Annotated in this window: 16 protein-coding genes; 8 read left to right on the top strand and 8 right to left on the bottom strand. The window is 72.1% G+C overall.

What is annotated here, in order from left to right; genetic code table 11:
• Positions 1-42 precede the first annotated feature (42 nt).
• The 4 genes from CRP51_RS03410 to CRP51_RS03390 all read right to left on the bottom strand — a co-directional run bounded on the left by CRP51_RS03410 (position 43) and on the right by CRP51_RS03390 (position 4,567).
• Complete coding sequence (locus tag CRP51_RS03410; RefSeq protein WP_097229470.1) at positions 43-603, bottom strand: hypothetical protein; 561 nt, start codon at positions 601-603, stop codon at positions 43-45.
• Between the two features lie 135 nt (positions 604-738).
• A complete protein-coding gene (locus tag CRP51_RS03405) occupies positions 739-1,323 on the bottom strand; it encodes a WXG100 family type VII secretion target (protein WP_170970421.1) in 585 nt (194 codons plus the stop codon).
• An 818-nt stretch (positions 1,324-2,141) separates the two neighbouring features.
• Positions 2,142-3,497: a histidinol dehydrogenase gene (gene hisD, locus CRP51_RS03395; protein WP_097229467.1), complete on the bottom strand. Its 1,356-nt coding sequence runs from the start codon at positions 3,495-3,497 to the stop codon at positions 2,142-2,144.
• Positions 3,498-3,640: 143 nt separating this feature from the next.
• On the bottom strand, positions 3,641-4,567 hold the full coding sequence (locus tag CRP51_RS03390) for a LysR family transcriptional regulator (RefSeq protein WP_097229466.1): 927 nt from the start codon (positions 4,565-4,567) through the stop codon (positions 3,641-3,643).
• 313 nt (positions 4,568-4,880) lie between these two features.
• Between CRP51_RS03390 and CRP51_RS03385 the strand changes: the two genes are divergently transcribed.
• The 4 genes from CRP51_RS03385 (at position 4,881) to CRP51_RS03370 (ending at position 13,373) form a co-directional block, all read left to right on the top strand.
• Complete coding sequence (locus tag CRP51_RS03385; protein WP_170970420.1) at positions 4,881-6,209, top strand: MFS transporter; 1,329 nt, start codon at positions 4,881-4,883, stop codon at positions 6,207-6,209.
• Positions 6,210-6,314: 105 nt separating this feature from the next.
• Positions 6,315-7,976, top strand: a complete 1,662-nt coding sequence (locus CRP51_RS03380; RefSeq protein ID WP_097229464.1) for a N,N-dimethylformamidase beta subunit family domain-containing protein — start codon at positions 6,315-6,317, stop codon at positions 7,974-7,976.
• A gap of 406 nt (positions 7,977-8,382) precedes the next feature.
• The gene (locus CRP51_RS03375; protein WP_097229463.1) at positions 8,383-8,817 is read left to right on the top strand and encodes an effector-associated constant component EACC1; all 435 of its coding nucleotides are present in this window, start codon (positions 8,383-8,385) and stop codon (positions 8,815-8,817) included.
• Positions 8,814-13,373 carry a caspase, EACC1-associated type gene (locus CRP51_RS03370; protein ID WP_097229462.1) on the top strand — a complete coding sequence of 1,520 codons (4,560 nt, stop codon included), beginning with the start codon at positions 8,814-8,816 and terminating at the stop codon, positions 13,371-13,373. The genes CRP51_RS03375 and CRP51_RS03370 overlap by 4 nt, the downstream gene beginning before the upstream one ends.
• 79 nt (positions 13,374-13,452) lie before the next feature.
• Here CRP51_RS03370 and CRP51_RS03365 read toward each other — a convergent pair whose 3' ends face one another.
• Positions 13,453-13,881 (bottom strand): VOC family protein, encoded by a 429-nt coding sequence (locus CRP51_RS03365; protein WP_097229461.1) that lies wholly within the window; start codon positions 13,879-13,881, stop codon positions 13,453-13,455.
• A 250-nt stretch (positions 13,882-14,131) separates the two neighbouring features.
• Complete coding sequence (locus CRP51_RS03360) at positions 14,132-15,280, bottom strand: helix-turn-helix domain-containing protein (protein WP_097229460.1); 1,149 nt, start codon at positions 15,278-15,280, stop codon at positions 14,132-14,134.
• A 278-nt stretch (positions 15,281-15,558) separates the two neighbouring features.
• Between CRP51_RS03360 and CRP51_RS03355 the strand changes: the two genes are divergently transcribed.
• On the top strand, positions 15,559-16,272 hold the full coding sequence (locus tag CRP51_RS03355; RefSeq protein ID WP_097229459.1) for a response regulator transcription factor: 714 nt from the start codon (positions 15,559-15,561) through the stop codon (positions 16,270-16,272).
• Here CRP51_RS03355 and CRP51_RS03350 read toward each other — a convergent pair.
• Together CRP51_RS03350 and CRP51_RS03345 are read right to left on the bottom strand one after the other, a co-directional pair.
• Positions 16,239-17,396, bottom strand: coding sequence for a cytochrome C oxidase subunit IV family protein (locus CRP51_RS03350; protein WP_141514533.1), 1,158 nt, complete (start codon positions 17,394-17,396; stop codon positions 16,239-16,241). The genes CRP51_RS03355 and CRP51_RS03350 overlap by 34 nt on opposite strands.
• Positions 17,377-18,411 (bottom strand): sensor histidine kinase, encoded by a 1,035-nt coding sequence (locus CRP51_RS03345; protein WP_342749008.1) that lies wholly within the window; start codon positions 18,409-18,411, stop codon positions 17,377-17,379. The genes CRP51_RS03350 and CRP51_RS03345 overlap by 20 nt, the downstream gene beginning before the upstream one ends.
• 516 nt (positions 18,412-18,927) lie before the next feature.
• Between CRP51_RS03345 and CRP51_RS03340 the strand changes: the two genes are divergently transcribed.
• The 3 genes from CRP51_RS03340 (at position 18,928) to CRP51_RS03330 (ending at position 23,749) form a co-directional block, all read left to right on the top strand.
• Entirely contained in the window at positions 18,928-19,725 is a 798-nt protein-coding gene (locus CRP51_RS03340) for an FkbM family methyltransferase (RefSeq protein WP_097229456.1), read from the top strand.
• 246 nt (positions 19,726-19,971) lie between these two features.
• Positions 19,972-21,825, top strand: coding sequence for an AfsR/SARP family transcriptional regulator (locus tag CRP51_RS03335; protein ID WP_097229455.1), 1,854 nt, complete (start codon positions 19,972-19,974; stop codon positions 21,823-21,825).
• Positions 21,826-21,895: 70 nt separating this feature from the next.
• On the top strand, positions 21,896-23,749 hold the full coding sequence (locus CRP51_RS03330) for an ABC transporter ATP-binding protein (protein ID WP_097229868.1): 1,854 nt from the start codon (positions 21,896-21,898) through the stop codon (positions 23,747-23,749).
• Positions 23,750-23,805 lie beyond the last annotated feature (56 nt).

The following is a 23,805-nucleotide window of genomic DNA, read 5'->3' as shown; positions in this document are numbered from 1 at the left end:
ATCTCGTGGCGGGCAAGTCGCCTGCGCGAGAGCTGATCGAGATCACTGGCTGGCGAGCATGGTGTCCTCGTCGAATCCCAGCTCATCCTCGATCTGCAGCTCAACTGCGGCGTACCAACGCAGTGGGGCGGGTTTGCCGTGGTCTTCGGCCAGGGACCGCAGGAAGCTCTGTGCCTCTTCGGTTCCGATGGCGCCGAGGGCTTCCAGCGCTTTCACACTGCTTGAGTAGAACGGGGTCTCTTGAGGCCAGGTCCTGTCGAAGTAGGCGATCACCGTCGAGGTCGCGGCGGGGTCGGCCAGATCGCCGAGGATTTCGACCAGGCCCTCCTGATTGGCGGCAGTCGGGGCCGCCTGAAGCACGGGACGGAGGACGTCGACCAGACCGGGGGGTGCAAATTCTGCCGCCAGCAAGGCGAAGCGGTTGAAAGTCGCCCATTCCTCCTCGTTGGTCAGAAGCCTCAACCAGCCCACGATGCGCTGCGGGGCATCAGGAAAGGATTCCCGAATGCGCTCAGTCTCGTTTTCTCCCAGGAATCCGCGTGGTAGCGACGCGTCAATACGCGAGATCTCTTCCCAGTCCTGGCCAGAGCTCGTCACGGTCATCGCCCTGCCAATTCGAGGAGGTTGTGGCTGATGATATTGGAGTTGAACACGTCTGCCGACCCCTCGCGAAGACCGAAGTTCAACCCTTCCCGCTCAAGTTTCACGTGGACGAACTCTGTGCTCGATCCGATCTCGTCAGCGAAATTCAACGGGATATCTAGAAATGGTGGCCAGGTTATCTCCCGAGCCGCGGCCTGCCTGGATGAGAGCATCCAGGGTTCCGGGCTGCATCTGGTATTCCACCAGGTTAGTGTACATGTTCCCCTTGCGGCCGGTGAGTGAGAGATACTTGTTTCTCAGTCGGTCTACATACCCGCGATGCTGTGTGACGAAGTTCTCTCCTCTCGGTGTGATTCCGCCGTTCGGACCCAACTGGTCGAACTCCCGCTGGGCGGTTTGGAGTTTGGGCCAGTACGTGTGCAGCGCCTGACCACAGAGGCTGTAGGAGTCCTCCAGCTTGGTCAGGTTGTCCGGCACGCCGTCGAACTCACGGCGGAACGCGTCCGCCGACAGCCCCGCCCACTCCAGCATGGCGCGTTCGCCCGCCATGCCGCGGATCTTGCCGAGCGCCTCGCCGACATCGTCGGCGAACTCCTCCAACTCATCCGCCAACTCCCGGACCTCGTCCGGATCCCCCGGCGTCGGATCGCGGTCCATGTCCACCGGTGACCAGTCAGACGGTCGAGCCACGATCCCCCCAAGGTTGAACCCCCGCAGCATGCGAGATGCTACTCAGAGCGAGCACCGGGAGCAACGGGCGCCAATTGCTTGTCTGGTGACGAATGCCCAGGCCAAAAGAGGTGAGTCGGACCGGTCTCGCCTATGAAGTAGGGCCGGACCGCGAGGGGCTCCGCAGACGGAGCGGCCAGTGACGAGGTTCGGTTCGATCACGAGCCTGGGGATAGCACAGGACGTTGGCCAGTAGCTGCGAGTCCGTCCTTGGTCGCCGAGGCGGGGCCCTTGGGGGAAGCTGTACGTCCGCTCCCGACGCGAAAGCGGCTTCGGGTCGGTCGGTGTTGATGAGGAGGGGAGGCGGCGACGTGCCGGCGCGGTGGGCACATGGTCATCTTCGAGGACAACGGCGACCTCTCCTACCCGTTGGCGGACCACGACGGCACGGGCCAGATAGCGGTCGACGCCCGGTCGCTGGCCATGGAGCAGCGCCGGACCCCGCCGTTCGGCGCCATCCGCGGCCCCACCCCGGACGACTGGCCCGGCACCAGGGGCTCCGTCGGCGGCACCTCCGACACCTCCACCGGGCTGACGCATCTGGGTGCCGCAACGGAGTTGGTCACGCTGGGGGCCAACTCGCCGAATGGGACGCGGCCTCGGGCGGCTTCCCGTTCCCCGTCCACCAGCAGCCGACCCCACAGTCCCACAAGAACGTGCCGCCGCTGCTCGCCCCCGGCCAGCTGGGCATCCCGGCGCGCCGACACCCCCCGCCGGCCCCCACACCTGCCGGCCACGCCCGGAGGCGCGGCCCCGGCGCCGCGGTCGCGCCCCGGTCGCGCCGCGTCCCGCCTGGGGGAAAGCGTCGGTCAGTCGCGCTCGACGGCCGGGGTTCCGGCGAACGCTCCCGAGTGGCGGCCGACCGCGTCGATGCGCAGGGTCGCCGTGGCCTCGTGGGCGGCCAGCCCCTCGAACGCGGAGATCCGTTCGACGGCCGGGGCCAGGGCGGCCGTGCCCTCCTTGGCCGTTCGTTGGTAGGTCAGCGGCTTGAGGAACCGCGAGACCGAGAGGCCGGCGTTGTAGCCGGCCGTCTTGCCGGTCGGCAGGACGTGGTTGGTGCCGGCGATTCCCTTGTCGGAGTAGGCGACGGTGCTCCAGCGGCCGAGGAACAGCGAGCCGTAGCAGGTGAGGCGCTCCAGGTAGTACTCGTCGTCGGCGGTCTGGATCTCCAGGTGTTCCGGCCCCCACACATCGCTGACGGCGGCGGCCTGGGCGGCGTCCCGGGCGACCACGACCGAGCCGAAGTCGCGCCAGGCGGCGCCGGCGATCTCGCGGGTCGCCAGCGTCTCCAACTGGCGCTCGACCGCCTCGATCACCTTCCGTCCGAACGTCTCGGAGGTGGTGACCAGCGCGGCCGGCGAGTTCGGGCCGTGCTCGGCCTGGCCGAGCAGGTCGGCGGCGACCCACTCCGGGTCGGCGGTCTCGTCGGCGATCACCGCGACCTCGGACGGTCCGGCGAGCAGGTCGATGCCGACCCTGCCGAACAGTTGGCGCTTGGCCTCGGTGACGAACGCGTTGCCGGCGCCGACGAGCATGTCGACGGGGGCCTCGTCGAGCAGCCCGAACGCCATCGCGCCGAGGGCCTGGACACCGCCGAGGGCGAACACCCGATCGGCGCCGGAGAGGTGGGCGCCGTAGAGCACAGCCGGGTGCGGGCCGTGCTCGCCCGAAGGCGGCGTGCAGGCGAGCACGGTGGGCACGCCCGCCGCCTTGGCGACTCCGGCGGTCATGAAGGCGCTGGCCAGCAGCGGGAAGCGGCCGGCAGGCAGGTAGGCGCCGACCCGGTTGACCGGGACGTACCGCTGTCCGCACACCACCGAGGGGGCGAGTTCCATCTCGAAGTCGGTGAGGTGCTCGCGCTGGGCGACGGCGAAGGCGTTCGTCCGCTCGTGGCCGAGCTCCAGAGCGGCCCGCACGTCGGCGGGGAGGGCGTCACCGGCGCGACGCAGCTCCTGGGGGCCGAGCTCCAGCATTCCGGTCCAGCCGTCGAGTTCCCGGGAGTACCGGCGTACGGCGTCGAGGCCGTGGCGCTCGATGGCGCGCAGCATCTCGGTGACCCGCTCGATGACCTTCGGGTCGCGCTGGGCCGGCGGGCCGTCGACGGTGGGCTTCTTCAGCCAGGTCAGCGGGCCGAGCTGGGCCGCCTCGAAAGGGGTGATCTGCATGGCGACCAAGCTAGGCACCTCCGTGGCACAGGACTAGCCGGTAAGAGCTAGACGCGGCATAGGGAAACCCTCTGTTCCCGCGTCGTGGCAGCTCAGAGGGGGGATGCGAGCGGGCCTCACCCGACGCTGGTCGGCCGGGGTGTTCAGTGGGGCAGCCGGGGTCGGGGTTCTCCTCCGCGGACCTCGCTGATCGCGTCCTCGGCCAGCCGGGCGAACTCCCGGGTCGCCCGGGACAGCGGACGGCCGCGCTTCCGTGCGAAGGCGATCGTGTCGAAGAGGGGTTCGGCGAAGGAGACCGTGTGCAGGCCGGGCGGAAAGGTGGGGCTGGTCATCAGGGCCGAGCTCACCACCGTGTCGCCGATGCCGGCGGCGACGAGTTTCAGGGCCGCCTCGACATGCTCGATCTCGATCAACGGCTCGATCCGCACCCCGGCGAGCTGCGCCCGGTCGGCGAGCTGGCGCCGGGTCGGGTCCCGCCAGCCGAAGTGGGCGTCGTAGAGCACCAGGCGGCGCCGGGCGAACGTCTCCATCGTCATCGGTTCCGCCGCGTGTTCCGGGTCGGCGCTGACGTAGACCACCTCGTCCTGAAGCAGTGGCGAGACGAGCAGGTCCTGGTCGTCGACCGGCAGCACGACCAGTCCGGCCTCGATCTCCCCCGCCGAGATCGCCGCGGCGGTCTCCGCCGAGTTCTGGCCGACGAGGCGCACCCGGACGGCGGGGTAGCGGCGGTGGAAGGTCTGCACGAGGTTGCTCAGCAGGTAGTAGTCCGCGTTGCGGAGCACGCCGAAGGTCGCCGTCCCGCCGCTGAGCGAGCCGAGCGAGTGGACCGCCCGGGTTCCCTCGTCGGCGGCCGCGACGCTCTCCCGCGCGTAGGGCAGCAGCTCCGCGCCGGCCGCCGTCAGCGACAGCTGGCGGGAGCCGCGGACGAACAGCACCGCGTCGAGCTCTTCCTCCAGGCGACGGATCAGCTCCGACACGGAAGCCTGGGCGATCTCCAGAGACGTCGCCGCCGCGGTGAACGAGCCCAGGTGTTCGGCGGCGACAAAGGCTCGCAGCTGGTTGAGGGTCATCTGTCTCTCTCGTGGCCGTGCGTTTCGTATGATGTGCCGAAACCGGGCAAAGGGTAGCTATCTGTCGTGAGGTGGTCACCCCCGAAAACGGCGGTGGCCGTCCCGCGACAGGACAACCCTATGGCTGGCTCAGCTCTGACCGCCTACCCCTGTGTGCGGGACGGATCTAGCGTTCCACGCCAGCGCTGTCGGCTGGCGGTGACGTCGCGGATCCGGACGTTCCAGCCCGCCGCGGCGGACCACGGGAACCGACTTCAGCGGACAGGGACGGGCGATGGCGACAACGACACCAGCCAATTCGAGGAAGGCGACCGTGGCCGGTGCCATCGGTAACTTCATCGAGTGGTTCGACTACAGCATCTACGGCTTCATGGCGGTCACCATCGCGGGTGTCTTCTTCCCGAGCGACGACCCCACCGCGGGGCTGCTCGCGACGTTCGGGGTGTTCGCGCTGCCGGTGATCACCCGCCCGCTCGGAGGCGTCGTCTTCGCCCGCTTCGGCGACCGGATCGGCCGCAAACGCACCCTCGCGCTGGTGCTCATCCTGATGTCCCTGTCGACCGGTGCGATCGGCCTGATACCCAGCTACGCGGCGATCGGCGTCGCCGCCCCCGTCCTGTTGGTGATCGCCCGCATCGTCCAGGGGTTCTCGGCCGGCGGTGAGTACGCGGGCGGTGCCGCGCTGATCGCCGAGAGCGTGCCGGCGAGGCGACGCGGGATGATGGTCAGCCTCATGCCCGCGAGCACCGGCTTCGGCCTGCTGGCGGGGTCGCTGTTCGCGTTCGCCCTCACCTCGTCCCTGACGGACGCCCAGATGGAGAGCTGGGGCTGGCGCGTCGGGTTCCTGATCGCGATCCCGATGGGCATGGTCGGGCTCTACATCCGGCTCCGGCTGGAGGAGACGGCCGCGTTCCAGGAGATCGCCGAGTCGGACGACGTCGCGGGCTCCCCGGTGCGCGAGACGCTCCAGGCCCAGTGGGCCAACGTCCTCAAGGTCGCCGGCATCGCCCTGGGCCAGACGGTCTGCTACTACGTGGTGCTGGTCTACACCCCGACCTTCCTGCGCACCGAACTCGACTACAGCGAGAGTGACGCGCTCCTCACGACCTCGCTGGCCATCGCGGCGTACGTGCTGACCATCCCGGTGGCGGGGCGGCTGTCGGACCGCCTCGGTCGCAAGCCGCCGCTGTTCGTCGGTTCGGTCGCCATGCTGGTCTTCGTCTTCCCCACCTTCCTGCTCTTCGACGGCGGCAACCTGGCCGTCATCGGTGTCCTCCAGGCCCTCGTCGGCGGGCTCGCGCTCGGCTGCTACACCGGGCCGCTGGTGTGCGTCTGGGTCGAACTGTTCCCGACCCGGGTGCGCTACACCGGTGTCTCGCTCGGCTTCAACCTCTCCGTCATCGCCTCCGTCTCCTCGCCGTTCGTCCTGACCTGGCTCATCAGCAGGACGGGCAGCGACCTGATGCCGGCCTGGTATGTGGCGGCAGCCGTCGCGGTCTCGTTCCTCACGCTGTTCGTGCTGCCGGAGACCGCCCCCGCGAAGGGCGGCCACGACCACATCACCCCCGCCTCCCAGCAGCAGCCCGACAGCGCGTCCCGCACCGAGCGCGACGCGCCGAGGTCCGGGCTGCTCCGCCCGTGACCCCGGAACCGCGGGACCGTCGAGCGGCCCCCGCACCCGTCCGACGCGCGGGCGAGGCGGGAGCGGCCGGCCGGACCCGGAGACCCCGACAGGAAGGACCCGCACGTGTCCAGCCCTACCGCAGACGGAGCACGCCCCGGCGGTGACCTCGTTCCCGAGCAGGTCTCCGGCCTGCCACCGGGGCCACGACGGGTCTGGGTGGAGGTCCCGCGTCCTGAGGGACACCCCTCGGCGTGGTGCTACTCCGACCGGCGCTCGTACCGGCCGGGAGACGTCGTCGCCCTCCATGTCTCCGCGACCCGGTCCGACCTGGAGATGCGGATCTACCGCGACGGGGCGCACGAGGAGACCGTGCACACCGAGCGCCTCACCTCGGTCGACTTCCAGCCGGTGCCGGCCGACGCCTACCAGTCCGGGTGCGGCTGGGCCGTCACCACCACCTGGACCGTCCCGGCACGGGTGGACCCCGGCCCCTACCTGGTCGAGTTCCGCGACCCCTCCGCGCCCGCCACGGACCGTCCGCTGGGTCACCACTTCCTGGTCGTCCGCGCCCCCAGCCCCCGGCCCGACGCGCTGGTCCAGGTGCTCGCCACATGCACCTGGTCCGCCTACGACGACTGGGGCGGCGCGAACCACTACTTCGGGCTGCACCCCGGCACCGCTCGCGGGCGCTCGCCGGTCCTCTCCAGCCAACGGCCCTGGGCCCGGGGGCAGGTCTGGCTTCCCGAGGGGGCTCCGCGCATGGTCGGCGGCACGCGTCCGCGCGGGCCGCGGCCGCCCCGCTACGAGTTCGCCGAGTGGGCCTACCTGCACGGCTACGCCAAGTACTACGCCGCGTCCGGCTGGGCGACCTACGAGCGGCACTTCTTCCGCTGGGCCGAGGCCAGGGGCCACCAGGTCGACCTGCTGGTCCAGGAGGACCTGCACGCCGACCCCGCGGCGCTGACGCCGTACCGGTGCGCGGTCTTCGCCGGCCACGACGAGTACTGGACGGCCCGGATGCGCGACCATGTCGACCGCTATGTCGAAGGCGGCGGTCGGGTCGCGCGGTTCGCCGGAAACTTCATGTGGCAGATCCGGCTCGAAGACGACGGCGCCTCCCAGGTCGCCTACAAGTACGACGCCTCCCGTCGCGACCCCGTGGCCGGCACCGCGGCACACCACCTGCTCACCGGCGCCTGGGAGGACCCCGAGGTGGGCAACCCGGGGGCGACGACCTTCGGGGTCAACGCGCTGCGCGGGATGTACGCCGGCTTCGGCGCCTTCGCGCCACGCTCCTCGCGCGGCTACACGGTCTTCCGCCCCGAGCACTGGTCCCTGGAGGGCGCCGGACTCGGGTACGCCGACACCTTCGGCGACGAGGCGGCCGTCTTCTCCTACGAGGTCGACGGACTCGACTACGAGTTCCGCGACGGGCTGCCGTACCCGAGCGGCACCGACGGGGCGCCGGCCGGCCTGGAGATCGTCGCGATGAACTGGTCCACCGCGGCCGAGGACGGACGTGCCGTCGACCGGAGCCACTTCATGCTCGGTGACGGCGACGCCCGCTACCGGGCGGACATCGCGGGGGAGCCCTACACCGAGCGGAACCGCCGCCGGTTCGCTCGGGGGGCGGGCATGGTCGTGTCCTTCCCGCGCGGCGCGGGGGAGGTCTTCACCGCGGGCACGTGCGAGTGGGTCAACGGTCTGCGGACCGGTGACCACGCCGTCTCCACCGTGACCGGCAACGTCCTCCGGCGATTCCTCGGAGCCGGCGCGGACGGCTGACCGGCGGAGCGCCCCCGCACGGGAGGCCGCGCCCGACGCGGCGTTCGGCGAGGAGGTCCTCCTCGCCCCCGCCGGTGGCCAGGCCCCGGTACGTGCCGTCGATGGCGTCGAGGTGGATCTCGACGCAGTGCTCGAGGGCGCCGGAGGGACGCGCGGGCGGCGTCGAACCCGGGCGAAGGCGCGCCGCGACCCGATGCTCCATGCGGTAGAGCTCGTCGATGACCTGGTCCCGGTAGCCCGCGTCCGGGTACGTCCCCGCACACGGCAGCCGGCTGGCCTCGCTGGCGTGCGGAAGACGGGGAGGGGAGGGCACAACAGGCCGTGTAAATAAGGGAGTTGACTCGGGTCTGCCGGGTAGGCTGAAGGTGAGCACTGTGGTTCAGGCGGCTCGTTCCTGAGGGGGGCCATGCGCTTCACCGTGGCTGTGCGGGGGGACGGTGCGGACGGAGTCCTGGAGCTGCGCCGGTGGTTGGCCGCGGAGCCGGAGTTGCGCGGCCGTGTGCGTTCGGGGCAGCCTGTCGTTCGGCGGCGGGACGTCATGGGTACGGCTTCGGACGCGTTGACCGCCGTGCTGGAGCCCGGGGGCGTCGCCACGGTGTTCGCCGGGGCGCTGGTCGCCTGGCTCCACAGCCGCCGCAGCAACCAGACCGTCACCGTCACGCGCCCCGACGGCACGGAGATCACCGTGTCCTCGACCCGTGTCCGGTCGCTGGACGCGGCGTCCGTGGCCGAGCTGGTCAGGCAGTTGGCGGCCACGGACCCACCCGGCGACTGCGACTCCGACTCGGGCACCGACGCCGAAGGGGACCCCGGCGGGGCGATGACCGGGCGCACGGCGTGAACCACGAGGACGGCTCGGACACCGGCGATCTCGCCCTGCGAGGTGCCCACGCCATCCTCGTCGGTACGGGCAGCCACGTGCCGGAATCGCGGCTGTTCGACCTGCCCGCAGTGGACAGCACGCTTGACGACGTCGCGGGCGCGCTGGTGGACGTCTGCGGCCTGGCGCCCGAGCGCGTGCACCGGGTGCCGGCGGAGGCTGACGCCATGGCCGTGACCGACCTCGTCGAACGGGTGACCCTCAACGCCTCGGGGCCGGTGCTGCTCTACTACGTGGGGCACGGCCTGCTGGGGCCCGGCGACGAGCTGTACCTGGCCACCCGGGCGAGCGTCTCCGAGGAACGCGTCGGCCAGGCCGTGGCCTACCGAACCGTCAGGGATCTGCTGGGCAACGCCACGGGCGGCAGCGTCGTGATCCTGGACTGCTGCTTCTCCGGGCTCGCCTCGGTGTCGGCCGACGGTTCGGCCAGGGACCCCTTCGTCTCCGCGCGCCCGGGCGGCAGCTTCCTGCTCACCTCCGCCTCCTACTACGCCCGTTCCTTCGCGCCGGAAGGCGCGCGACACACGCTGTTCAGCGGGGAGTTGCTCAACCTGCTGCGGGCCGGCGACCCCGCGGGCCCGGTGCGGCTGTCCCTCGACCACGTGCACACCGCCCTCGAACGCCGCTTCCGCGACGGGCCGGTTCGGCCGCGTCGGCAGAGCGAGGGCGGCATCGGTCGCGTCGCCCTGGCGCGCAACGCGGCCTACCGGCCCGCCGCCGGGCCGGAGACGGCGCCGCCCGCGGACGTTCCGTGCCCCTACCCGGGTATGGAACCTTTCCGCACCGAGGACAGCGCCCACTTCCACGGCAGGGAAGACCTCACCGACCGCCTGCTCGACGCCGTCCGCGCGCCGGCGGCGGGCCCGCTCGTGCTGCTCGGCCCGTCCGGAGCCGGCAAGTCCTCCCTGCTGCGCGCCGGACTGCTCGCCGGTCTCGCACAGCGGCACGAAGCCGGCAGTGCCCTGGTCCCCTGGCCCGCGCTGCTGCTCCCGGCCCCCGGCGAGCGCCCGCTGTACGCTCTAGCCGCCCTGTGGGCGCGGGCCACCGGCCGGCCGGTCGACGAGGTTCGGCAGGAGCTCGCGCGGGGCCGCTTCCCGGGGGCGCTGCCCGGCTACCGCGACTGCCGGCTCCTCGTGGTCGACCAGTTCGAGGAGGTCTTCACGCGGTGCCAGGACGCGGACGAGCGGGCGGCGTTCATCGACGTGCTCGCCGGCGAGGTGTCACGCGACTCCCCACCCGGGCCGCGCGTGGTCATCGGCCTGCGGGCTGACTTCTACGGCCGTTGCCTGAGCCATCCCGCTCTCGCCCGTGCCCTGGAACGTGGCCCGGTGGCGGTTCGCCCCATGGACGACGATGCGCTGCGGGCCGCCGTCGAAGGCCCGGCGCGTGCGGTCGGGTTGACGCTGGAGGACGGGCTTACCGACCGCCTGCTCCACGATCTGAGGCAGGGCCGGGCGGACGACGCCGCGACCCCGGACGCGGCTCTGGCGCTGCCCTTCCTCGCTCATGCCCTGCGGGAGATCTGGGTGCGCCGCAGTGGCGCGACGCTCACTCTGGCGGGGTACCAGGCCACCGGGGGGATCTGGCAGTCGATCGCCACGACGAGCGAGGAGCTGTACCGTTCTCTCGATCCGCGGCGGCGACGGGCGTTGCGCCGGATGCTGCTGCGTATGGTGCACATCACCGGTGACGGCGGCGATGTGGTGGCCCGCCGCCGGGTGCGCGCGGGAGCGCTGGTGGAAGGGCTTCCCGATGCCGAACGGTCGCTCACGGAGGACGTCCGCGACCGGCTCGCAGCGGCCAGGCTGATCATCGTCGACCGGGACGGTGCCGAAATCTCGCACGAGGCGCTGCTACGGGCCTGGACGAGGCTGCGCCGCTGGGTCGAGAGGGATCGCGTCGGCCTGCTGCTGCGCCAGCAGTTGGAGGACGATGCCGACGCCTGGAAGGCGGCGGGACGGGACTCGTCCTTCCTCTACCGCGGCTCCCGGTTGGCAGCCGCGTCCGCCTTGGACGATCCGAACGCGGACGGGCGACCTCTCCGCCGTGTGGACCGGGCGTTCCTGCGGGCCGCACGCGAACACGCCGAGCGGGAACGCGCCCGGGACCGAAGGCAACGGCAGAGCCTGCAACGACGGTTGCGGACGGCTGTGGTGGCGTTGTGCCTGGCCCTCGTGGCCACGGGGGTGGGCTTCCAGCAGCGGAACGAGGCTCAGGAACAGCGGGCGGACGCACAGGAGCAGCGTCGGATCGCCACCGGCCGCGCCCTGCAGGCCGAGGCCGAGAACCTGCGCGACAGTGACCCGCGCACCTCGCTGCGGCTCAGCCTCGCCGCGCTGCGTGTCAACCCGACCGAGGAGGGACGCGAGGGACTGACCGCGACGCTTCAACGCACGCACCTGGCGGGGGGTTCGAGCTTCACGTCCGACGGGGTGGACATGTCCGTTTTCAGCAGCAACGGTCGTCTGCTCGCCACGGCGACCCCCTACGGCGACGACACCGCTGTGCACCTGTGGGACACCGCCGACGCCACCCGCCCCCGCCATCTCACCGCCGTGGACGCACACTCTCTCCCGGCCGACAGCCTGGCTTTCAGCGCTGACCAGCGGCTGCTGGCGGTCGTCTACAGCGCCGGGGAGGAGCCGGACGAGGACGTCGAGCCGCGGGCCGGCGGTGTCACTGTGTGGAACGTGGCGGACCCGGCGGCCCCCGCGCGGCTGCTCGACCTGCCCGACCTGGACGATCCACGAGGTGCGGCCCTCAGCCCGGACGGCACGAGGCTGGCCGTCGTGGCGGGCGGCGCGCGGGGCACCCTGACGTCGTGGGACGTCTCGGACCCGGATGCGCCGCGTCAGCTGCACGCACCGGTGAGCGCGTTCGACTCCGACTACGTGGAGTTCGCCCCGGACGGCAACACGTTGGTGACCGGATCCGGCATCGTCACCGCCGAGAGCCCTCTCACCCCCGAGTCGATCACTCACCGCACCGGCTGGACCCTGTGGGACGTGAGCGAACCCGGTCGTCCGGTGGAGATCACCGAACGCAGGGGCTTCGGGAACAAGGCCACCTTCCATCCGGCCGGCTCCGTCCTGGCCGTCGATTACGACAACACCGTCACTCTGTGGGACGTCACGGACCCGCCGAACGCCGAGTCCCTGGCGACCCTTGGCCACCGGGACACGGTCACGGATTTCGCCTTCGGCCCCGACGGCAGCCACCTCGTCACGGGCGCGCTCGACGACACGGCGACCCTCTGGGACGTCGGCGACCCGGAACGTTCCCAACAGGTGACGACGCTCAACGGCCACTCCTCGCCCGTGATGAGCATGGCCTTCGACGACGACGGACGCGGCGTGACGCTCGCCGACCACGACGGGGGACTGACCCGTTGGCTGACCACCCCTTCCGCCCCGGCCCTCGGCGCGACAGCCGACACCGGCGGTCGGTCTCCGAACGCGGCGGCGTTCAGCCCCGACGGCACCGTCTTCGCCGTGGCGGGCTACGACGGCAGCGTGTTGCTGTGGGACACGACCGAGCCCACCGCCCCCCGTGCGCTTCCGCCGCTGCCGGTCGGCAACGAGGCCGTTCACGCCGTCGCCTTCAGTTCCGACGGGGCCCTGCTCGCGGTAGGCACCCAGGCGGGCGACATTATGGAGCACGGAAGGGTCGAGCTGTGGGACACCTCCGACCCCTCCGCGCCGTCCCGGCTTGCCGTCCTGCCGCAGGTATCCGGCGTCACCGCCCTGGCCTTCAGCCCGCGCGCGGCGGTACTGGCGGTGGCCGGCGCCAGGTTCCTCGAGCCGGCCTGGGTGGGCCTGTGGGACACCGGAGAGCCGGCCGAGCCCGCGCCGTTGACCGCGGAGGACCCCTTGGCCGCGACCAGGGACGCCGACCTCAACCTGCCGTCCCTGGCCAATACCCCCGTCGTCTTCAGTCCGGACGGCACGGCGCTGGTGTTGCCGGGCTCCGTCTGGGACGTCACCGACCCCGGGGAGCCCGCTCTGCTGCCGACCGAGCGGGGGGACTACACCATGCCCGCGTTCTCCCCGTCCCAGGCCGCCTTCGGGCCCGACGGACACCTCCTCACCTCGGACAACAGTGGCCGGCTGGCCCTGTGGTCGCTCCGGCCCGGACCCCGACTCGTGTCCGCACTCCCGTCCGCAGACGATGACTTCGTCATCGTCGGGTACCACCCGGATGGCGCTCTGGCCGCCAGCGGCGGCTGGGGCGGACGGGTCACGGTGTGGGACGTCTCCGATCCGACCCTGCCTGCTCGGGCGGCGACCCTGACCGACACCGTGGAGGACGTCACGGACGTGCGCTTCAGCCCGGACGGCACCACGCTGGCCGTCACCACGGCCGACGGGACCGTGGAGTTCTGGGACCTGGGGTCCCTTCCCGCCATCGCCGCGGACGCCACGGGCCACGCCTGCCGGCTGCTGGGCACCGGCCTGACCGTCGAGGAGTGGGAGCGGTACGCCCCGGGGCTTCCCTACGAACAGACTTGCCCCGGCTGACGTGCGTTCCTGGGCCACGGCGTGGCCCAGGAACGGTGACCTCTCGGACGACCCGGCCGTGTCCTGGGGGTGGGGCGTGCTAGGGACGGGTGTAGGGCCGCGTCATGACCTCCATGTTGTGACCGTCCGGGTCCTCGAAGTAGGCGCCGCGTCCGCCGAAGAGACGGTTGATCCGGCCGGGTTCGGTGTGGTGGGGGTCGGCGTAGTAGGTGACGCCGACGGCCTCCAGACGGGCGATGACGGAGTCGAAGCGCTCGTCGGGGACGAGGAAGGCGTAGTGCTGCGGCTGGATCGGCTCGTCCGTCTTGGCGTAGTAGTCGAGCGTGACGCCGTTGCCGAGGTCGATGGGGAGGAACGGCCCGAACGGGGCGCCGACCTCCAGGCCCAGGAGCGTGGCGAGGAACCCGGCGGACAGGCTCCGGTCGCTCGCGTGGATCACGGTGTGGTTCAACTGGACGCCGGCTGCCGCCGGTTCGGCGTCGCGCGGGTGCTGCTGGTCGTGGGGCATCAGTGAGGTGTCTCCGGTCTCGGGGTCCGCTGGGGAGGGGCGCCGCGTGCGGGCGCGGGCGGTCGGGACGCGGAGAGTCGGCGGGCCTCTGGCCCGCCTCGGGCTCACGCCGGGGCCGGGAACCTCACTCGTGCGTGGCCCATGGCCGACCCGGCAGTCACCCGACCGACCCTAGCGACCCGCGCCGCTGCCCGGCAACCCGCGTCCCGTGGGACATCCGCGCGGGAACTTCCGCCTGCCCGCGGGCCGTTCAGGACAGGAGGCGCGGCGCGACGGCCGGTGACGTGCGGCTCCGCGGGTCCCGGCGGCGGGCCCGCCGCTCCTCGCGCGGGGCCGGGTCGGCGGGCCGGAACCCGTCGTCGAAGCCGCCGCCGCGAAGCATCGCGGCGCCGAGCGGGGTGAGGGTGTGCAGCACGCTGGCGCCGTGCCGGCTCGTGGTGAGGAGGCCCGCGTCGCGCAGGGCGGTGGCGTGCCTGCTGGCCGAGGAGGCGGCGACGCCCGCGGCGCGGGCCAGTTCGCCGTTGGTGGCGCCTTCCGCGGTGGCGAGCAGAATCGTGGCGCGTGTTTGCCCCAGCAATGCGCTGAGGGCTTCGCCGGCTGGCTCCTTCCGCGTTTTCTGCGCCTTGGCTGAGACCTGCTGCCGGCTGGTTCTCGTCCCCCGCGCCTGCGGCGCCATCGTCCGGTCGTGCAGCAGCGGATACGCCAGCACGGGGGGCAGCCCGGAATCGGCCAAACTTATCGGGTTGTGCCAGCAGAAATACGAGGGAATCAGCAGCAGTCCGCGGCCGTTCAGATGGAGGTCCCGCTCCTCTGCCGGATAGTCCACACAAAGAATCGGTGGCTCCCATCGCATCGTGGGGCCGAGTCCGGCCAGCAGCGCGTCCATTCCGCCGTCCAGCAGGCGCCGGGCGAGAGCGGACCGTTCCGCGTCGATGCGCGCCTGGATACGCTCGGCGAACGGGACGATCGCGGCCTCGTGGTACGCGCGCAGGGCGGCGACGAGGTCCAACCGCACGGTTAACTCCGGGAGTCGGGCCGCCCACTCGGGCGCGCCCACCACCCGTTCGAGGAGGGCGACCTCCGCCGACACCCGCTCCGGTGGCGTGGCGAGTATCGCCTCAATTCCGCTGTCAAGGCCCTCCTCGGCCTGTGTCGGAGTCAGAAAGTCCGGCAAATACGCGGCCCTCGGAAACAGCGGCAGCAACATGCCGGTCAGGGCGCGTTCGAGTCCCTGCCGCCTCAGCCGTGTCCGTGCCGCGTGGTGCCAGTCCGCGTACGCCCACCGTCCGCGTCGTCCCTGGAGTCGATGCAGACTTCCGGTGATCTCCCACAGCGGGCTCACGGTGCCGGCGATCCGAGTCCGGGCGAGATCGGCATCGGTGAAATGTACGCGTAACATCCCGGGTCCCCCGTGGTCAGCGCTTTTGCGCCTGGAAGAAACATTGTCACCTGCAATCGCTTCGCTGGGCAAGAGTGGGTCGGGCGTGAGGGCGACGCCGCGACCCGCTCCTGTGGCGGCCCCTCGCGGGCACGATGTCGGCTTGCGTTCACGGGGGTGTCGGTGCGACAGCGGGAAGTACGCGCGCTGAGCGGTTCCGGCGTTCCTCGTGGCGACGGGGGCCGCGGCCGCGCGTTCCAGCCCCTGGCCGCCGTCCCGCCGGCGGGTGCCGGGTGGCGATGACCGACCGCTGCGCCACCGCGCCGGCCGACGAGGCGCGCGTGCGGGAGGTGCCGCCTTCGAGGACCGAGCCGGTGCGCGTCGCCCTGATCGACGATCACCCCGTGGTGCTCGCGGGCATTGAGTCCTGGTACGCGGCCTCCGACCGGCCCATCGAGGTGCGCGGCAAGGGCCCCGACGTGTCGGTCGCGACAGCCGGTCCCGGCCGCGCGGCGGAGGTCGTCGTCTTCGACCTCCAACTCTCCAGCGGTTCACCGGCGTACAGCGCGCTGCGACATCTCGTCGCCGAGGAGCGGCAGGTGATCGTCTACACCATGCAGGACAGCCAGGAGGCGGCGCTGAGGTGTCTGGACCTGGGGGCCGTCAGCTATCTGACCAAGGCGGAGGGGGAACGGCACCTGGTGGCCGCCACGCTGGCCGCCGCGGACGGCGTGCCGTACACGCCCCCGGCGCTCGCCGGAGCGCTCGGCAGCGACGTCACGAGTGGCCGTCCGACGCTCACCCCGCGCGAGATCGACGTGCTTCTGGAGTGGTTCCAGTCGGAGTCCAAGGTCATGGTGGGGGAGAGCCTCGGCATCTCGGTGCGCACGGTCAACACCTACCTGGAGCGGGTGCGCATCAAGTACGCCAACGTGGGCCGCCCGGCCACCACCAAGGCCAACCTGGTGGCCAAGGCGATTCAGGACGGGCTGATCTCGTTGGAGGAGCTCTGACGGTCACACGCCGCCTCGACCCACAGCCTGCCCTCGCCGTGCAGCGTGCGCACCCGCACGCGGGCGTCCCGCCGCGCGGGCAGCGGGATCTCCGAGGCGGGCGCGTCGATGACGACGCTGAGCCGCACCGTCCCGTCACGGCGTACCACGGTCGCCCTGGCGGTCCGCTGGGCCGCGGTCAGGGCGGCCAGGATCGGTTCCGTCAGCGCGCGGCGGACGTCCCGCGGGACGGCGACCGGCGCTCCCAGGACGGCGAGTTGGACGTCGACGCCGTGCCGTTCCGCCACCGCGACGCCGGCCCTCAGCTCGTGCACCAACGGGTCGGACGCCTGGTCGCTCTCCGCCAGCAGCCTGCGCAGCCTGGCGGCTTCGAGGGAGCACCGCCGCCTCGTCTCCTCGTCCTCGGGGCTCAGCGAGCCGTCGGCGAGCCCGGTGAGCAGCGGGATGACGGCGGCGCGCAGAGCCTGGTACCGCGCCTGGTGGTCGGCGTGCACCTGGGCGCCGATGGCGGCCTGGGTCCTCACCCGCTCCTGTTCGTGCGTGGCGGCGCTCGCGGCGGTCGCGCAGTTCCGCACCAGCCGGGCCAGGATCGCGGCGGAGACCTGGAACGTGCAGATGACCAGCGCGCTCACGCACATGCCGACGGCGTCCGTCCGGCTGGGGAAGCCGGCCAGCAGCAGTTGGAGCAGGGTGAGGCACAGGTGGGTGCCGAGGAACGCCAGGGTGGCGGGCAGGCCCCGGCGGTGGAGGAAGAGGACGCCGAACCAGCCGATCTCCAGGAACGTCCAGTGGTAGGCGCCCATGTAGTACTCCGCCGGCACCTGGCTGGTCGCGGCGACCGATCCGGCGAGTGTGCCGACGAGCGCCGCCGTGCTCCACCAGCGCGGGCGCCGGCGCCCCGTCAGTTCCAGGAACACGTCCACCGCGATGACGAGCGTCAGCAGGCCGAAGACGGCCAGCGCGACCCAGGCGTGCGGGTACGTCGGCAGGTGGCTGAGCATCTTGGGCAGCGCCAGCCCGAAGTGGATGACGGTGAGGATGACCAGCCCTCCGACCCGCAGCCCGTCACGCATGTGGGCGGTGATGTCCTCGGTCAGCGCGTGTTCAGTCAGGGAGTCGGACACAGGGCCACTCCAGCCGTACGCAGGTACCCCGCCCCGGGCGTGAGGTGACGGTGGCGATCCCGCCGACGGCGGTCATCCGCTCGACGATGGAGCGTTCCACCCCCCGGGACTGGCGGGGCAGGCGGGCGGGGTCGAAGCCGACACCCTCGTCGCTGAGCGTCACCACCACGGTGCCCCGGTCGCGTTCCGCGGTCAGGCGCGCGGACGTCACGCCCGCGTGCCGGGAGACGTTGCGCAACGCCTCCCCGAGGCCGCCGCGCAGCGCCGCGGCGACGGGACGCGACACGGAGCCGAGCGCGTCGGCGAGCCGGGTGTCCACGGTGACCGGGTGCTGGCGTGCCTCGGCGCGCAGCTCGGTGGCCAGCTCCACCTCCCCGGTCAGGTGCCCCATGGACGCCAGCCGTTCGAGATCCGACGCCGCCTGACGCCGCAGCACGTCGGCGTCGATCGAGGAGCCGCGCGCCGCCGCCATCATCAGGGTGGCGCACGCCGTGTCGTGCAGGGTCGCCAGATACTCGCCCTCCGCCCTCCGCCTGGCCTGCGCCACCTCGTGCCGGCGGCGGGCCTCGGCCGCCGCCGAGGCGGCCCGGTCGGCGGCGCGACTCCTGCGGAGGACGAGCTGGTACAGCAGCCGGGCGAGCGCGGCCTGCACGAGCAGCCAGCCCAGTTGGGGAAGCGCGGACGTCCAGGTGCCCGGGTGGTCCACCACGAGCCCCACCAGGTCGGCCGTGAACAGCAGGAGCGCGGCGAGGGCCGCGAACACCGGGCGGTGGGTCAGCTGGTAGGTCACCACGATGATGCTGACGGCCACGAGTATCCAGGTGTTGCCGTGCAGGTCCTCGGTCTCGGGAACGGTGATCCCCTGGCTGAGGCACAGGCCGCTCACCAGCGTCAGGTCCGCGGCGAAGAGGAGGCCGGGGCGGCACCGTGACGCCGCGCACGTGAGGTGGCAGCCGCTCCACGCGGCGGCGACGCAGGCGACGGCCGCGGCGGTCGGCATCTGCTCCCGGGGCATCGCCAGCACGCCGAGCACCGCGCACGCACAGACCACGACCGCCCGCAGGCGGTTCGCGTACCGGTACGCGAACCGGGTGAACTCCCGCTCCGCCGGCCCGGCGTCAGGTCTCGGGGTGTTCAGCAGCGTGATCCCTCACCGTGGGGCTCGTTCCAGGCTGTCGGTCGAACGACCCTCACACCTGTGCGTCGTTGATGGGTAAGTTCCCTTTTTGTCATCGCCCTTGATCAAGCGTGACGTAGCTCTGACCGACATCGGACACGATCGATTTCCTGCCACGCGCAGGGTACTGACATGGGAGCTGGAAGCTTCAATCGGGGGAGTTCAGCGAGACGGTGCGCCGGGAGGAGGAGGGGGACGCCCCCCTCCCGGGCGTGAGGTGTGCAGCCGAAGCTCTCCGGGTTGAGGAGGCCGGCGGCGCGGAGCGGATCGCCCGCTCGCCGCCGTCCGGCAGTACCGCGGTCCGGTCGTGGCCGGGCGCGGTCGCGACCACTCACTCGACGAAGGAGAGCGGCCATGGTGCCCGACCTTGAGAACATCGCAGGGGTGAACCGGCATGAGACCGAGTACCTGTACGAGGAGATCTTCGTCAGGCAGAGCTATCTGCCGGGCCTGACCGACCTTCCCGAGGGCGCGGTGGTCTTCGACGTCGGCGCCAACATCGGCATGTATTCGCTCTTCGTCTCCGCTCTCCACCCCTCCGCCTCGCTCTACTCCTTCGAGCCGGTGCCGCCCGTGTGCGAGGTGCTGCGCCGGAACCTGGCGCGGCACAGCCCGGGAGCGACCGTCTTCGACCACGGACTGTCCGACGGCGACCGGCGGGAGGAGTTCGTCTTCTACCCCGGGTACACGGTGATGTCCGCGCAGCGCGACCTGGCCGACACCTCGGCCGAGAAGTCCTTCGTGCGGGACCGGGTCGCCCGCGAGGGGTACGGCGAGTCCCCGGAGATGCTGGACGAACTGCTCGACTACCGGTTCCGCGAGGAGTCCCACCGCTGCCGGCTGCGCCGGCTGTCCGACGTGCTGGACGAATGCGGCGTGGAGACGGTCGACGTGCTGAAGATCGACGTCCAGCGCGCCGAGTTGGACGTGCTGCGCGGCATCGACGACCGGCACTGGCCCGCGATCAGGCAGGTCATCATGGAGGTCCACGACGACGAGACGGCCGCCACCGCCGGCCAACTGGACGCGGTGACGGCGGTGTTGGAACGGCAAGGGCTACGGGTCACCCGGTCGCAGGACGAGCTGCTCAAGGGCAGCGACCGGCACACCCTGTTCGCGGTGAGGAGCGGGGGCGTCCCCGCCTCCGTGTGAGCCCCCCGTGTGAGTCCCCCGGGCGGGTCCCCGGGTGGGTTCCGCGCGCCCTCGCGTCGGTTTCCCGCGTGACTCCGGCGGAAGCCGGAACGCCCTTTGGGGGCACGCGGCCGGTGCGTCAGTACCTTTCACGTCCCGTGCGTACGAGGAGTTGAACAGTTGCCTCCTGCCTCTCCCCCTCTTGTCGTGCCACAGACCACGAGTTCTTCCCGACCCGTTCCCGCCTTCCGCGGGGAGGGGCTGGAAGTGGGGCTGCTGGGGTCGTTCGAAGTCAGCTACAACGGGCGTGCCGTGCCGATCGGCGGCCCCCGCCAGCGCACCGTGCTGGCCGCCCTCATGCTCTCCCCCGACCGGGTCATGTCCGTCGACTACCTGATCGACGAGGTCTGGAACGGGGCCCCGCCCAGCACCGGGCGCGCGCAGATCGCTATCTGTGTGTCGGCCCTCCGCAAGGTGTTCCGCACGGCCGGCGTCCCCCAGCAGGTGATCGTGACCGTCGCGCCGGGCTACAAGTTCGTCGCGGGGGAACACGTGGTGGACACCGTCGAGTTCGCCCGCCGGGCGGAGGCCGCGCGGCACGCCGCCGAGAACGGTGCGCGGGACCGGGCCATCGGGCTGCTGCGGGACGCGCTGCGGCTGTGGCGCGGCCCGGTGCTGGACGGCGTCACCTCGCGGGCCGCCGAGACGGAGGCGGTGCGCCTGGACGAACAGCGCCTGCTCGTCACGGAGCGCTACATGGCGCTGCGGCTGGAATCCGGTGAGCACCAGACGCTGCTGAGCGAACTGGGCGCCCTGGTGCGGGAGAACCCGCTGAGGGAACGCTTCCTGGCCCAGTTGATGCTGGCCCAGTACCGCGCGGGACAGCGCGTGGAGGCCCTGCGCACGTTTCGCGAGGGGCGCCGGGAGTTCGTGGCGGAGCTCGGGCTGGAGCCCGGCACGGAGCTCCAGCGGCTGCACCGCTCCATCCTGCGCGACGACTCGACCGCGGTGGGCCCGGCGGCCGGCCCCGCCTCCTCCGCGCGCACCACGGCCGAGCCGTCGGGTGGCTGGCCCAACCCGGCGCAACTCCCGTCCAACATCAGCGCGTTCGCGGGACGTGAGGAGGAGCTGGCCGAGCTCGACGGGCTGCTCGCGGAACGCTCGGACAACGACCCCGTGGGCATCGGCTTCGTCACCGGCGCCCCCGGCGTCGGCAAGTCCGCCCTGGCGATCCGCTGGGCGCACCGGGCCGCCGCCCACTTCCCCGACGGCACGCTCTACGCCGACCTCCAGGAAGCCGACCGCCCGCTGTCCCCGCTGGTGGTGCTCCAACGCTTCCTGCGCGGCCTGGGCGTGGAGGCCGAACGCATCCCCGGCGGCCTGGAGGAGTGCGCCGCCCTCTACCGCACCGTGCTCCGGGGCCGGAGGACGCTGGTCATCCTGAACGACGTGGCGTCCCTGCGCCAACTGCGCCCCCTGCTGCCGGGCAACGGCAGGTCCTGCGCCCTCGTCACCGGCCGCACCCAGCTCCAGGGGCTCATCCACAGCGGCAGCCCGCTGCGGCTGTGCCTGGGCCCGTTGCGGCCTGAGGACTCGGTCATCCTGCTGAGCGGCGTGGTCCAGGGCCGGCGGCTCGTGCGCCGCCTGACGCTGGCGGCCAGGCTCGCCGCCCTCTGCGACCACCATCCGCTGGCGCTGCGCGCGGCGGGCGAGCGGCTGGCCAGCAAGCCGCACTGGACGCTGGCCGACCTCGTGGCCCGGCTGGAGGACCCCGGCAGACGGCTGAACGAGCTGAGCCACGGCGAGCACTCCGTCCGGGCGCGGCTGGAGGGCGGCTACCGGGCGCTGGACGCCGCCGCCTCGCGCGCCTACCGGGTGTTCGGCGCCCACGGGAGCGCGGTCCTCGACGTGCCGACGGCGGCGGACCTCCTGAACGTCTCGCTCTCCGAGGCGGAGGACACGATCGAACGGCTCCTGGACGCCCACCTGTTGGAGGTCGTCACGGGCCGCGAGGGCGCGGGCGGCCACCGCTACCGCTTCCGGGAGCTGCCACGCCTGCACGCGCGCGAGGCGGCCCGGTCGGCGGGCCGCCGCCATGCCGGATCGATAGGGGGCCGATAGCCGCCATGCCTAACGTCCGTGCAGGAGATCCAGGCCCGAGCGACGGAGGAACACAAAGGTGACGGTGTCGATGCCCGCTCGGTCCGACGGCCGCCCGTCCGCTGCCGCCCCACGGGGAACGCCTCCCGGCGGCGGTGACGGGAGCGACGGCCCCCGCACCGAGGAGCCGGCCCCGGTCGGCATCCGGTCGCTGGGGCCCTATCTGGGCGCCTACTGGGGAACGCTGGTGGTCGTGGCGGTGCTGTCGCTGCTCCAGACCGCGGGCACCCTCGCGCAGCCGCTGCTCACCCGGGAGCTGCTGGAGAACATGGAGAACGGCCACGGCATCGGCCGCTTCGTGATCGCCCTGCCGGTGATCCTGCTGCTGGTGGCCGTCGTGGGCGGGGTCCGCGACTACTTCCTGCAGCGCACGGCGGAGGGCATGGTGCTGACCGCCCGGCGCAGGCTCGTCGCGCGGCTGCTGCGGCTGCCCATCGCCGAGTTCGACCGGCGGCGCACCGGGGACCTGCTGTCCCGCGTGGGCGCGGACACGACGCTGCTGCGCGCGGTCGTCACCTCCGGCATCTTCGAGGCCGCGACCAGCGTGATCATGGTCGTCGGCTCCGCCGCCGCCATGCTCCTGATCGACCCGCTGCTCTTCGGGGCCACCGCGCTGGGCATCGCCGCGGGCGTCGCCGCGGTGGTGGGGCTCGCCCGCCGGGTGCGCGGCGCCTCAGGTGAGGTGCAGAACCGGGTGGGGGAGATGACCTCCGCGGTGGAACGCGCCGTCTCCGCTGTGCGCACGATCCGGGCCAGCCGGGCGGAGGAGCGGGAGGCCGAGACCATCGACGCCACCGTCAGGGGCGCCTACACGGCGGGTCTGCGCATCGCCAGACTCCAGGCGATGATCAACCCGATCACCTCCACCACCATCCAGGCGGCCTTCCTGGTCGTCCTCGGCCTCGGCGGCGCGCGGGTCGCCAGCGGCGCGATGAGCGTCGGCGACCTGGTCGCCTTCATCCTGTTCCTGTTCACCCTCTGGTTCCCGCTCGGCCGCGCGCTGAGCGCCTACACGCGGCTCCAGAGCGGCCTGGCCGCCCTGCACCGGATCGAGGAGGTGCTGGTCCTGCCGGAGGAGAGCGGTACCGACCGGGCCGCCGCCCTCACCGTCCGCGAACGCGTCGCGCCCGCCGGGGCCGAGGCCGGGGACGAGACGCCGGCGATCGAGTTCTCCGACGTCAGCTTCGGCTACCCGACCGGGGAACCGGTGCTCAGCGAGGTCAGCTTCACGGTCGCCCGCGGCTCCAGGAACGCGCTCGTCGGCCCGTCCGGCGCGGGCAAGACCACGCTGCTGTCCCTCGTGGAGCGCTTCTACGACGTCACCGGCGGAAGCCTGCGGGTGCACGGCGACGACGTGCGCGACATCCCCCGCTCCGAACTGCGCCGCAGGCTCGGCTACGTGGAGCAGGAGGCTCCCGCGCTGGCCGGCACGCTGCGCGACAACCTGGCGCTGGCGGCCCCCGGCGCCACCGAGGAGGAGATGCTCCGCGTGCTGGCCGGCGTCAACCTCACCGAGGTCGTGGAGCGCGACCCGCTCGGGCTCGACGCCACCGTCGGCCAGGCGGGCGTGCTGCTCTCCGGCGGGGAGCGCCAACGCCTCGCCCTGGCCCGCACGTTTTTGTCCGCCCCGCCGATCCTGCTGCTCGACGAGGCGACCAGCAACCTGGACGCGGGAAACGAGGCGGCGATGCGTTCGGCCATCGACACCGTCTCCACGGACCGGACCCTGCTGGTGGTGGCGCACCGGCTGGCCACCGTGGTGGACAGCGACCAGATCATCGTCCTCGAACGCGGTCGGGTCGTGGCGGTCGGCGGCCACGAGGAGCTGACGGAGACCAGCCCGCTCTACCGCCGGCTGGCCAGCCAGCAACTGCTCGTCAAGTGACGCCCCCCGCCCGGCGGTCGGGGCTGTCTCGGCACCGGCCGCCTGACCCCGGGGGC

This window comes from Streptomyces zhaozhouensis (genome assembly GCF_900230195.1).
Lineage (GTDB): Bacteria > Actinomycetota > Actinomycetes > Streptomycetales > Streptomycetaceae > Streptomyces > Streptomyces zhaozhouensis.
The sequence above is the reverse complement of the archived record's forward strand: the minus strand, read 5'-3'. Positions and strand labels throughout refer to the sequence as shown.

Coding starts and splice junctions, on each gene's coding strand:
- CRP51_RS03330 (WP_097229868.1), top strand. CDS start 21,896: ATGCCCGCTCGGTCCGACGGCCGCCCGTCCGCTGCCGCCCCACGGGGA.
- CRP51_RS03365 (WP_097229461.1), bottom strand. CDS start 13,881: ATGCCCCACGACCAGCAGCACCCGCGCGACGCCGAACCGGCGGCAGCC.
- CRP51_RS03375 (WP_097229463.1), top strand. CDS start 8,383: ATGCGCTTCACCGTGGCTGTGCGGGGGGACGGTGCGGACGGAGTCCTG.
- CRP51_RS03360 (WP_097229460.1), bottom strand. CDS start 15,280: ATGTTACGCGTACATTTCACCGATGCCGATCTCGCCCGGACTCGGATC.
- CRP51_RS03405 (WP_170970421.1), bottom strand. CDS start 1,323: ATGCTGCGGGGGTTCAACCTTGGGGGGATCGTGGCTCGACCGTCTGAC.
- CRP51_RS03390 (WP_097229466.1), bottom strand. CDS start 4,567: ATGACCCTCAACCAGCTGCGAGCCTTTGTCGCCGCCGAACACCTGGGC.
- CRP51_RS03345 (WP_342749008.1), bottom strand. CDS start 18,411: ATGCCCCGGGAGCAGATGCCGACCGCCGCGGCCGTCGCCTGCGTCGCC.
- CRP51_RS03410 (WP_097229470.1), bottom strand. CDS start 603: ATGACCGTGACGAGCTCTGGCCAGGACTGGGAAGAGATCTCGCGTATT.
- CRP51_RS03340 (WP_097229456.1), top strand. CDS start 18,928: ATGGTGCCCGACCTTGAGAACATCGCAGGGGTGAACCGGCATGAGACC.
- CRP51_RS03355 (WP_097229459.1), top strand. CDS start 15,559: ATGACCGACCGCTGCGCCACCGCGCCGGCCGACGAGGCGCGCGTGCGG.
- hisD (WP_097229467.1), bottom strand. CDS start 3,497: ATGCAGATCACCCCTTTCGAGGCGGCCCAGCTCGGCCCGCTGACCTGG.